The organism is Kitasatospora xanthocidica (genome assembly GCF_014656195.1).
GTDB lineage: Bacteria > Actinomycetota > Actinomycetes > Streptomycetales > Streptomycetaceae > Kitasatospora > Kitasatospora xanthocidica.
Map to the genome: position 1 here is coordinate 191,554 of NZ_BNBY01000002.1, position 10,662 is coordinate 202,215.

At 72.5% G+C, this 10,662-nt stretch carries 8 protein-coding genes; 1 reads left to right on the forward strand and 7 read right to left on the reverse strand.

Annotated elements, in window-relative coordinates; translation table 11 throughout:
- Positions 1-18: 18 nt before the first annotated feature.
- From IE332_RS04215 to IE332_RS04240, 6 genes are all read right to left on the reverse strand, one after another.
- Positions 19-822, reverse strand: a complete 804-nt coding sequence (locus IE332_RS04215) for an exodeoxyribonuclease III (RefSeq protein WP_189913711.1) — start codon at positions 820-822, stop codon at positions 19-21.
- 178 nt (positions 823-1,000) lie between these two features.
- Positions 1,001-2,791: a gamma-glutamyltransferase gene (gene ggt / locus IE332_RS04220; protein ID WP_189913712.1), complete on the reverse strand. Its 1,791-nt coding sequence runs from the start codon at positions 2,789-2,791 to the stop codon at positions 1,001-1,003.
- A gap of 314 nt (positions 2,792-3,105) precedes the next feature.
- The gene (locus IE332_RS04225; RefSeq protein ID WP_229928347.1) at positions 3,106-4,167 is read right to left on the reverse strand and encodes an ROK family glucokinase; all 1,062 of its coding nucleotides are present in this window, start codon (positions 4,165-4,167) and stop codon (positions 3,106-3,108) included.
- 41 nt (positions 4,168-4,208) lie between these two features.
- Positions 4,209-5,057, reverse strand: coding sequence for an ATP-binding cassette domain-containing protein (locus tag IE332_RS04230; RefSeq protein WP_189914084.1), 849 nt, complete (start codon positions 5,055-5,057; stop codon positions 4,209-4,211).
- A gap of 41 nt (positions 5,058-5,098) precedes the next feature.
- Positions 5,099-6,145, reverse strand: coding sequence for an ABC transporter permease (locus IE332_RS04235; protein WP_189913713.1), 1,047 nt, complete (start codon positions 6,143-6,145; stop codon positions 5,099-5,101).
- On the reverse strand, positions 6,142-7,161 hold the full coding sequence (locus IE332_RS04240) for a substrate-binding domain-containing protein (protein ID WP_189913714.1): 1,020 nt from the start codon (positions 7,159-7,161) through the stop codon (positions 6,142-6,144). The genes IE332_RS04235 and IE332_RS04240 overlap by 4 nt, the downstream gene beginning before the upstream one ends.
- A 362-nt stretch (positions 7,162-7,523) precedes the next feature.
- On the opposite strand from IE332_RS04240, the gene IE332_RS04245 reads away from it, so the two are divergent.
- The gene (locus IE332_RS04245) at positions 7,524-8,603 is read left to right on the forward strand and encodes an alpha/beta hydrolase (RefSeq protein ID WP_308437523.1); all 1,080 of its coding nucleotides are present in this window, start codon (positions 7,524-7,526) and stop codon (positions 8,601-8,603) included.
- Between the two features lie 140 nt (positions 8,604-8,743).
- On the opposite strand, the gene IE332_RS04250 is transcribed toward IE332_RS04245, so the two are convergent.
- Positions 8,744-10,372, reverse strand: coding sequence for a PucR family transcriptional regulator (locus tag IE332_RS04250; protein ID WP_189913716.1), 1,629 nt, complete (start codon positions 10,370-10,372; stop codon positions 8,744-8,746).
- Between the last annotated feature and the right edge of the window lie 290 nt (positions 10,373-10,662).

The window sequence follows — 10,662 nt, forward strand, 5'->3', positions numbered from 1 at the left end:
CGGACGGCCCCTGCGGGCTCACAGGTCGAGGTCCACCACGACCGGCGCGTGGTCCGAGGTGCCCTTGCCCTTGCGGGCCTCGCGGTCGACGTAGCTGTCGGTGACGGCGTCGGCGAAGGCCTTGTTGGCGTAGGTGAGGTCGATCCGCATGCCCCGGTTCTTGGGGAAGGCCAGCTGGCGGTAGTCCCAGTAGGTGTACGGGCGGTCGTACTTCAGCGGGCGCGGCACCACGTCCTGCAGGCCGATCTCGCCGAGGGCCGCCAGCGCGGCGCGCTCCACCGGGGTGACGTGGGTCAGGCCCTCGAAGGCGGCGACGTCGAAGACGTCCTCGTCGGCCGGGGCGATGTTGAAGTCCCCGAGGACGGCGAACGGGCGGGGGCCGGCCGCGTCCTCGACGGAGGCCTTGCGCAGCGCCTCCAGCCACTCCAGCTTGTAGTGGTAGTGGGCGTGGTCGACCTCGCGGCCGTTGGGCACGTACACCGACCAGACCCGGACCGGGCCGCAGGTGGCCGCGATGGCGCGCGGCTCGACGTCGGGCAGCAGGGCGCCGTCGGCGAGGTAGCCGGGCTGGCCGGGGAGGTCGCGCACGACGTCCTCCAGGCCGAGCCGGGAGACGATGGCCACGCCGTTCCACCGGCCGGTGCCGTGCGCGGCCGTCTCGTAGCCGAGCTCGCGGACCTCGTCGTACGGGAAGGCGTCGGCCGCGCACTTGAGCTCCTGGAGGCAGAGCACGTCGGGCTTGGCGCTCTCCAGCCACTCCAGGAGCTTGGGCAGCCGCGCGGTGACGGAGTTGATGTTCCAGGTGGCGATGCGGACGGTCACGGCGGGCGGCCTTCCCGGTGGTTCGGTACGGACGGGGTACGGACGGGGTGGGCCGCCCCTCGCGAGGGAGACCCACCCCGAACATACCGCCCGGCACTGACAATCCGGACGGCCTCGGCCCCAGCCTCGCCACCGCGTGCGGGGCTGAGGCCCGGCGCCGCCGTGCGGGCCGGACCGGTCAGCGCGCGGGCTTGACCACCGCCGCCGAACCGCCGCCCCGGCGCACCGGTTCCGCGGCGGCCACCCAGCGCCCGTCCGGCAGCCGTTCCACGCCGGTGGCGGCGCCGATCTCGGCCACCGAGGCGAAGGCGTGCCCGAGCCCCTCCAGCCCGGCGCGTTCGGGCAGGGCGAGGAAGCCGGGCTCGGCCTGGGTCGCGGCGGTGTTGCGCTGGCTGGCGCGCGGCGCGGCGATGGCCTGCTCCAGGCTGAGGCCGCGGTCCAGCCGGCCGAGCAGCACCTGGAGGGTGGTGGTGATGATGGTCGCGCCGCCGGGGCTGCCGGTGGCGAGGAACGGCTCGCCGTCGCGCAGCACGACGGTCGGCGACATCGAGGAGCGCGGCCGCTTGCCCGGGCCCGGCAGGTTGGGGTCGGGGACGCCGGCGGCGAGCGGGGCGAAGTCGAAGTCGGTCAGCTCGTTGTTGAGCAGGAAGCCCCGGCCGGGGACGGTGATGCCGCTGCCGCCGGTCTGCTCGATGGTGAGGGTGTACGAGACGATGTTGCCCCAGCGGTCGGCGACCGTCAGGTGGGTGGTGTTGGGGCCCTCGTACGGCTCGGCGACGGCCTGGCCGGTGTCGGCGCAGTCCGCCGGGTGGCGCGGGTCGCCGGGGGCGAGCGGGCTGGTGAGCGCGTGGTCGGGGCTGATCAGGCAGGCCCGGGAGGCGGCGTAGCGCTCGGAGAGCAGCTGCTTGGTGGGCACGTCGACGGCGGCCGGGTCGCCGACCCAGCGGTTGCGGTCGGCGAAGGCGATCCGGGAGGCCTCCAGGAAGTGGTGGTAGTACTGCGTGGCGCTGTAGCCGGAGACCTCGCCGCCGTCCTCCAGGACGTTGAGCGCCTCGCCGACCGTGGTGCCGCCGGAGCTGGAGGGGGCCATCGAGTAGACGTCGTAGTCGCCGTGGGCCACGTGGGTGGGCGCCTGCTCGCGGACCCGGTAGGCGGCGAGGTCGGTGGTGTCGATCCGGCCCGGGCGGGCGTTGCGGCCGGAGGCCGGGTCGACCGGCGGGTGCTGCAGGGTGTTGACGACGTCCTGGGCCAACGGCCCCTGGTAGAAGGCCTTGACGCCGTCCTTGCCGAGCAGCCGGTAGGTGGCGGCGAGGTCCGGGTTGCGCAGGACGCTGCCGACCTCGGGGGGCTTGCCGCCGGGCAGGTAGAGCTTGGCGGTGGCCGGGAAGTCCTTGAACCGGGCCTGGTTGTCGGCGGTCTGGCCGCGGAAGGTCTCGTCCACCACGAAGCCCTCGTCGGCGACCCGCTGGGCCGGGGCGAGGTTGCGGGCGAGCGAACGGGTGCCCCAGTTGCGCAGGGCGGCGTCCCAGGTGGCGGGGGTGCCGGGGACCCCGACGGACAGGCCGCTGGTGACGGCGTCGGCGAAGGCCAGCGGCTTGCCGTCCTCCAGGAACAGCCCGGTGTCGGCGCTCCGGCCGGCCGTCTCGCGGCCGTCGATGGTGTGCACCCGGCCGGTGGCGTGGTCGTAGTAGACGAAGTACCCGCCGCCGCCGATGCCGGAGGAGTACGGCTCGGTGACCCCGAGGGTGGCCGCGGCGGCGACCGCCGCGTCCACGGCGTTGCCGCCCTCGCGCAGCACCTGGATCCCGGCCGCGGTGGCATCGGCGTCGACGGTGGCCACCGCTCCGCCCCAGCCCACCGCCTCGGGCGTCTTCGGCGGCGGAGCCGCGGCCCCGGCCGGCAGCGCGGTGGAGCACACCAGCGCGGTGGTGAGCAGCAGTGGTGGTGCCAGACGGGCCAGAGCCCTCATCCGAGTCCTCCTGAGTCGACGTCAACTCAGTTGTTCCACAGGCGGGATGATCAGACAACCACACGGCGCCACTACCAACGGGTAGTTGACGGGGGCGGTGGCGGGAAGCGGCGGGAAGCGAACAGCTGACAGAGTTCAGCGGACAGATGATGAAATCTGTTCGCTGAACTCTGTTCGCTGAACTCTGTTCGCTGAACTCTGTTCGCTGAACTCTGTTCGCTGAACTCTGTTCGCTGAACTCTGTTCGCTGAACTCTGTTCGCTGAACTCTGTTCGCTGAACTCCGTCGGCCGAACCCCGCCGGCCGACACCCGCCTACAGCGCGGTGCGCTCCACCCGGCGGCGCTTGATGGTGCGGAAGCGGCGGGCCACCTGGCGGGCGAGGTCGGCGGCGCCGACCAGGCCGGCCTCGTTGCCGAGCGCGGCGTGCACGATCGCGGCCTCCGGGCGGAAGCCGCGCCCGGTGAGGGTGCGGCGGAAGGTGTCCCGGGCCGGTCCGAGCAGCAGGTCGCCGGCCTCGGAGACGCCGCCGCCGATGACGAAGCGGCCCGGGTCCAGACCGGCGGCCAGGTTGGCGATGCCGACGCCGAGCCAGGTGCCGACCTCGTACAGCAGCTCGATGGCGGTCGGGTCGCCCTCCCGGGCGGCCTCGGTGACCAGCGGGCCGGTGATGCCCTCGACCGTGCCGCCCGCCCGGGCGAGCAGCGGCTGCACCACCGGGGACTCCTCGGCGACCAGCTCCCGGGCGTCGCGCACCAGCGCGTTGCCGGAGGAGTACTGCTCCCAGCAGCCGCGGTTGCCGCACGGGCAGCGGTGGCCGCCGGGCAGCACCTGCATGTGCCCGAACTCGCCCGCCAGGCCGTACTTGCCGCGGTCGACGTAGCCGTCGCGGACCACCGCGCCACCGATGCCGGTGCCCAGGGTGAGCATCACCATGTGGTCCTCGCCGCGCCCGGCGCCGAAGCGCCACTCGGCCCAGGCGGCCGCGTTGGCGTCGTTCTCGACGATCACCGGGAACCGCAGCCGCGAGCTGAGCGCCTGCTGAAGCGGTTCGTTGCGCCAGTTGAGGTGCGGGGCGAACAGCACCCGGGAGCGTTCGGCGTCGACCCAGCCGGCCGCGCCGATACCGACGGCGTGGACGTCGTGCCGGTCGGCGAGCTGCAGCACCAGCTCGACGATGACGTCCTCGACCACCTTGGGGCTCTTGCTCTTGTCCGGCGTGTCGGTGCGGAGCTTCTCCAGCACCTTGCCCTCGCCGTCCACCACTCCGGCGACCACCTTGGTGCCGCCGATGTCGATACCGATGGTGGGCAGTCGCAGTATCCCCGCCGGCAGGGCGCGGCGGCGGCGCTCGGCGCGCGGGCCGAGGCCGAGCAGCGCGGGCAGGACGGGCGGCCGGGTGCTGCCTTGAGGGGTGGTCACGGCTGCGAGCGCTCCTCACGGGAGTCGGGAAGGGAGTCGGAAAGGGGGTCGGAGGGAGAGTCGGGAAGACCGGGGCGGGCCAGCTCGTGCGAGAGCTCGGCGAGGTCGGAGCCGCCGGCCATCTCGGTGGTGAGCTGTTCCAGGCCGATCTCGGCCCGCGGGTGGCTGCCCGCCATCCGGCCCCGCTTGAGCAGGGTGAAGTGGTCGCCGACCAGGTACGCGTGGTGCGGGTTGTGGGTGATCAGCACGACTCCGAGCCCGGCGTCGCGGGCGGCGGTGACGTACTTGAGCACCACGCCGGACTGCTTGACGCCGAGCGCGGCGGTGGGCTCGTCCAGGATCAGCACCTTGGCGCCGAAGTGCACCGCGCGGGCGATCGCCACGCACTGGCGCTGGCCGCCGGAGAGGGTGCCGATCGGCCGGTCCACGTCGTGCAGGTCGATGCCGAGCTTGGCGAGCGCCTCCCGGGTGGTGGCGCGCATGCCGTCGGCGTCCAGGCGCAGGCCGCCCCAGCGGCGCAGGCCCTGCTCGGCGCCGAGGAAGAAGTTGCGCCAGACCGGCATCAGCGGGACGACGGCGAGGTCCTGGTAGACGGTGGCGATGCCGCGGTCCAGGGCCTGGCGCGGGGAGTCGAAGCGGACTTCCTCGCCCTCCAGGGTGTAGGTGCCCTCGTCGTGCCGGTGCAGCCCGGAGATGATCTTGATCAGGGTGGACTTGCCGGCGCCGTTGTCGCCGAGCACGCAGCTGATCTCGCCGGCCCGCAGGGTCAGTGAGACGTCCTGGAGCGCCCGGACGGTGCCGTAGCTCTTGCCGACGCCTTCGAGGGAGAGGAGTTCGCCGTTCATCGGTCCGTCAGTCTTCGCTTCGTCGATCTTCGTCTCGCCGCTCATCGCGGCCCCCGTTCGGCCCGGCGCTTCACGTAGGCGTTGAGCAGCGCGGCCAGCAACAGCATCGCGCCGAGGAAGAACTTGAACCAGTCGGGGTTCCACTGGGCGTAGATGATCCCCTTGCTCGCCATGCCGAAGATCAGCGCGCCGAGCGCGGAGCCGACCACCGAGCCGTAGCCGCCGGTGATCAGGCAGCCGCCGATGACGGCCGCGACGATGTAGATCAGCTCGTTGCCGACGCCCTCGCCGGACTGCACGGTGTCGAAGGAGAACAGCAGGTGCTGGCCCAGCACCCACGCGCCGAAGCCGACGCCCAGGTAGAGCAGGGTCTTCGTCCGGGCGACCGGCACGCCGACCGCGCGGGCGGCGGCCGCGTCGCCGCCGACGGCGAAGATCCAGTTGCCGAAGCGGGTGCGCATCAGCACCCAGCTGCCGATCACCAGCAGGCCGAGCCACCACCAGACGGTGGCCTTGATCGTCAGGCCGCCGACGGTGACCTCGGAGGCGAACAGCCGGCGGCAGGTCTCGAAGCCCTCCATGTCGGCGATCGACTTGGTGGAGACGGTGCCGGAGATCGCCTTGGTGAGGCCCAGGTTGGCGCCGGTCAGCATCAGGAAGGTGCCGAGGGTGACGATGAAGCTGGGCAGCTTGGTGCGCCCGAGCATCCAGCCGTTGAACCACCCGATCGCCAGCGTGGTCGCGAGCGAGACGAGCACGCCGACCCAGGTCACCGCGGTGAACTGGTACGAGACCATCGACGAGGTCAGCGCGGCGGTGGTGACCAGCACGCCGGCCGAGAGGTCGAACTCGCCGCCGATCATCAGCAGCGAGACCGGCACCGCCATGATCCCGATGGTGGAGGCCGCGTACAGCACGGTGCCCAGCGAGGAGACCCGCAGGAAGGGCTCGGCGACGACGGCGAAGACCAGGAAGACCGCGACGGCGGCGATCAGCGAGCCCAGCTCGGGCCGGGCGAGGATCCGCCGCAGGGCCGCCGGGCGGTCCTGGACGAGGCCGTCCTGGGCGAGGAGGTCCGGGCTGCTCACCTGGTCCCCCTCGCGACGTACTCGGCGAGCGCGTCGGCGTTGTCCTTGGTGAGGATCTGCGGGCCGGTCTCGACGGGCTTGCCGCCGCCGAGCATGTCCAGGTTGGACCGGTACAGCCAGAGCAGGTCGACGCCCTCGTAGCCCTGGAGGTAGGGCTGCTGGTCGACGGCGAAGCCGACGCTGCCGGACTTGAGCCCGGCCACCACCTGCTGGCCGAGGTCGAAGGTGTCCAGCTCGACCGGGCGGTGGGTGTCCTGGATCGCCTGCAGGCCGGTGGCGGCCATCGAACCGGAGAGGGTGAGCACGGTGTCGATGGCCGGGTCGGCCTGGAGCTTGGCGGAGATCGCGGCGCGGGCGTCGGGCATGTCGACACCGTTGACGTAGAGCACCTGGAAGGAGCCGGCGGCCTTGGACTGGGCGCCCGAGCAGCGCTGCTCCTGGCCGACGTTGCCCTGCTCGTGGATGACACAGAGCACGTTCTTGCGGCCGCGGGCGGACAGCTGGGTGCCGGCCGCCTGGCCGGCGGTGGACTCGTCCTGGCCGATGTGGGTGAGCGCGCCGAACTTCTGCGAGTAGTCCTGGCCGGAGTTGATGGTGATCACCGGGATCCCGGCCGCCTTCGCCTTGGCGAGGACGTCGGCCATGGCGTCGCCCTTGGCGAGGGTGACCAGCAGGCCGTCGACCTTCTGGTCGATGGCGGCCTGGACGAGCTGGACCTGGTTCTGGGTCTGCGCGTCATTGGAGTACAGGAAGGTGATGTTGTCCTTGGCAGCGGCCTGCTCGGCGCCCTTGCGCACGGTGTCCCAGAAGGCGTCGCCCGGGCCGGAGTGGGTCACCATGGCGACCTTCCAGCGGGGCGTGGTGACGGCGCTGCCGCCGGCGGCCGCGGCCTTGGCCCGGGCCTCCTCGGCGCGTCTGCCTCCGGTACTGCTGCAACCGGCCGCGGTGACCGCGAGGGCCAGGACGGCGCACACGGGCCACAAGCGGCGGGACAAACGAAAGCGGCTTCTGCTCATCCCTATAGTCTCCCTGGCCGGGTCGCACGGACTCACACCGCCTCGCCCAGCGGCGCGAACGGCCCGGAAGGTAAGGTGCCCCGGGGGACCTTTCCTGGAAGTTCGCTGAACATCTGGCCCGGACGACCGCCGTCCGAGTGACAGACTGGGCGCCGATCCGAAGGGGGTTCATCACACGTACGTGATGTTCCTCTCAGGTTCCGCACAGATTCGGACGGCAACCGATCATCGGTTATCGGCCGTCTGATGCCATTGACGTGCGTTCGGGCGACTGGGGCCCGGGCGGCGAGCGACCCGGATACGAGAACTCGATGGAACTGACAGGCACGCCATTCTTCCTCCTCACCGTCATCCTTGTGCCGGTGTCCATCACAGTGGCGCTTCTGTTCTGGGGGAAGGTCGGCGGCCCCCAGCCGGTGAAGACCCTCACCCGGATCGTCATGATCATGTTCTGCCAGGTCACGGCCGTCCTGATGGTCTTCGTGATGGTCAACAACGCCAACCTGATCTACGGCAACTGGGACGACCTGCTCGGCACCGGCAACCACGTCCGCGCCGTGCCCCCGATCCCGTCGGCGGACCCGGGCACCAACCCGGGCGGCGGCGGTGACGCCGCCAAGGAGCCGCCGAAGGTGAAGCAGAGCTTCGGCGGCGTGAACGACCCGGCAGTGCCCAACGACGTGCAGAAGACCGAGCTCAAGGGCCAGGTCTCCGGCGTCGACGGCGAGGTCCTGGTCTGGCTGCCGCCCCAGTACAACGACCCGGCGTACAAGGACAAGAAGTTCCCCGTGGTCGAGCTGATCCCGGGCTTCCCGGGCTCCTCCTCCACCTGGTACGGCACGCTCAAGGTCTCCGAGCAGCTCAAGCCGCTGATGCAGCAGGGCAAGGTCGCCCCGTTCATCCTGGTCTCGCCGCGCACCCTGCTGCTCGGCAGCAGCCAGGACGCGGGCTGCACCGACATCGCCGGCAAGATCAACGCCGACGCCTGGATCACCCGGGACGTCCCGCAGATGGTGCTGGACAACTTCCGCGCCGACCCCTCCTCGGACCGCTGGGCGATCGCCGGCTACTCGGCCGGCGCGCACTGCGCGTCCAAGCTGGCGCTGGCCCACCCCAACCGCTACCGGGCCGCCATCTCGATGTCCGGCTACAACGACCCCGCGACCGAGAAGGACTCGCTGGTCGGCAAGGACCCGAAGCTGCGCGACGCCAACAACCCGGTCAACATCCTCAAGGCCGCCCAGCAGCCGCCGAAGGTCGCCATGCTGATCAGCGGCGCCAAGGGCGACGGCTACGAGGACGGCGAGGCGATCCGCGCCGCCGCCAAGGCCCCGACCACCGTCCAGGTCGAGGAGGGCACCGGCCCGCACACCACCGAGATGTGGAAGAAGATGGTCCCGGGCGCCTTCCAGTGGCTGACCTCGATCATCCCCGCTCAGTAGCGGCGGCGGGAGCAGCAACCGACGACCGTACGACGAGGGCCCGCCGCGATGCTTCGCGGCGGGCCCTCGTCGTGTGCCCCGGAGGCGGCCGGCCCGTCGACCGGTCCGTCGACCGGCTGGTCCGTCAGGCGGCCGGTCCGTCAGGCCAGTTCCAGCGCCAGGTAGAAGTCCACCCGGTCCTCCAGCCGGGAGAGGTCACGCCCGGTCAGCTCCTCGATCCGGCCGATCCGGTAGCGCAGGGTGTTGACGTGGACGTGCAGCTGCGCGGCGCAGCGGGTCCAGGAGCCGTCCGAGCGCAGGAAGGCCTCCAGGGTGCGGACCAGGTCCGCCTGGTGCTCGATGTCGTACGCGATCACCTTGTCCAGCAGCCGGCTGCGGAAGGCGCGGCGGACCTCGTCCGGGACGGCGGCCAGCAGCAGGACGTGCGAGGCGAGTTCCTCGGGGCCCGCGACGCAGACCCGGCCGACCCGGGAGGCGGCGATCCGGCGGGCGTGCCGGGCCTCCTCCAGGGCCCCGCGCAGGCCGCCGGCCTCGGAGGCGGGGGCGGAGACGCCGAGGGTGATCCGGCCCTCGGAGCCGAGACCGGCCTCCAGCGGGGCGAGCAGGTCGCGCAGGGCGTCGGCGGGCACCGGGCTGTCCGGGGCGGGCAGCACCACGACCGCGCCGGTGCCCGTCCCGGCGACCAGGGCGCGGTCGCCGGTGACGCCGAGCGCCTCCTCCAGGACGGCCCGGACGGTGCCCTCGGGCAGGCCGGTGCCCTCGGCGCTGAGGATCAGCCAGGAGCCCTCCCCGGCCTGGGACTTGGACTCGGGGCTCTCGTAGCGGGCGGCCATCGCCGAGGAGGCGTACAGGGTGCGGCTGATCTCGGCCGGATCGGCGTCGCGGCGCAGCAGGGCGAGCACCTCGTCGGCGAGGCGGCGGCGCAGCCGGCGGCCCTCGTCGCGGCGGTGGCGTTCGGCGGCGACCAGGCGGGCGAGGTTCTCGGCGAGCTGCTGGCGCTTGGTGGTCCACTCGGTGACGTCGCCGGCCACCACGAGCATCCAGTCGGCCAGCGGAGTGCCGGACTGCGACACCTCCTGCTCGGCGGACGCGGAGGCGGAGGACGCGGAGGCGGCGGCGGGCAGCAGCGAGTAGGAGCCGGCCGCCAGCCGGGCCCGGTGCGGGGGCCGGCGGCGCTGGCGCTGGGCGGCGAGGTGGGCGCGGACGAGCTGGTCGCGGTCCTCGGCGGAGAGCCGGTCGGCGGGGCCGGCGATCACCGCGCCGGTGGGGGCGAGCACCCAGCAGTCCAGGTCGAGGTCGCCGCCGAGCAGGTCCAGCACCGCGTCCAGGCCGCCGCCGCCGGCCGCCGAGACCAGCAGCCGGTGCCGGTCGACCAGGGCGGCGAGGTCGGCGGCGCGGTCGGCGGAGACCTGGCGGCCGATGAACTCGGTGACGGTGCCGAAGGCGATGTCGTCGGGGACGGCCAGCAGCGGCATCCGGTGCCGGCGGCAGGCCTCGACCAGGTCCTCGGGCACCGGGCCGACCTCGGCCTCGCCGGCCGCGAGGGCGACCGCGCCGCCGGCCGCGATGGTCCGCACGAAGCGCTCGGAGTCGGCCGGGACGGTGCGCCAGAGCATGCCGGTGAGCACCAGTTCACCGCCGTGCAGGTACCGGCCGGGGTCCTGCAGGTCCGTCGTCATCACGCCGCTGACCTGCCGGTCCAGCTCTTCCTCGGCCGCGAGCAGGCGCAGTCGCGGGGCGCCGGGGGCGAGCAGGTCACGGACACGCATCCGCGGACTCCTTCGTGCTGGATCGGGGCAGATCGGGGGATCTGGAGGGGGGATCTGGAGAGGGCTCGGAGGTCGGATCGGGGGGAGGGTGGGGGCCGGGCCTTCGGTCCGGGGGTCACAGTGTGCCCGAACATCCGTGCTCGGTGTTACGTACCAGCGGGCGGCCGCGTCACGGGCCCGTAGCCCTCCCGTCACGGCCGGATTACGGTCGTAGGTAACACTCGGCGGAGACCTGGACTGCGAAATTCTGCTCCTTAGAGGAACGTACAGGATGCCGGGCGGGACCACAG

Bases quoted from the DNA above. Each gene is read 5' to 3' on its own strand.
- ggt (WP_189913712.1), bottom strand. From the start codon at position 2,791: ATGAGGGCTCTGGCCCGTCTGGCACCACCACTGCTGCTCACCACCGCG.
- IE332_RS04230 (WP_189914084.1), bottom strand. From the start codon at position 5,057: ATGAACGGCGAACTCCTCTCCCTCGAAGGCGTCGGCAAGAGCTACGGC.
- IE332_RS04240 (WP_189913714.1), bottom strand. From the start codon at position 7,161: ATGAGCAGAAGCCGCTTTCGTTTGTCCCGCCGCTTGTGGCCCGTGTGC.
- IE332_RS04250 (WP_189913716.1), bottom strand. From the start codon at position 10,372: ATGCGTGTCCGTGACCTGCTCGCCCCCGGCGCCCCGCGACTGCGCCTG.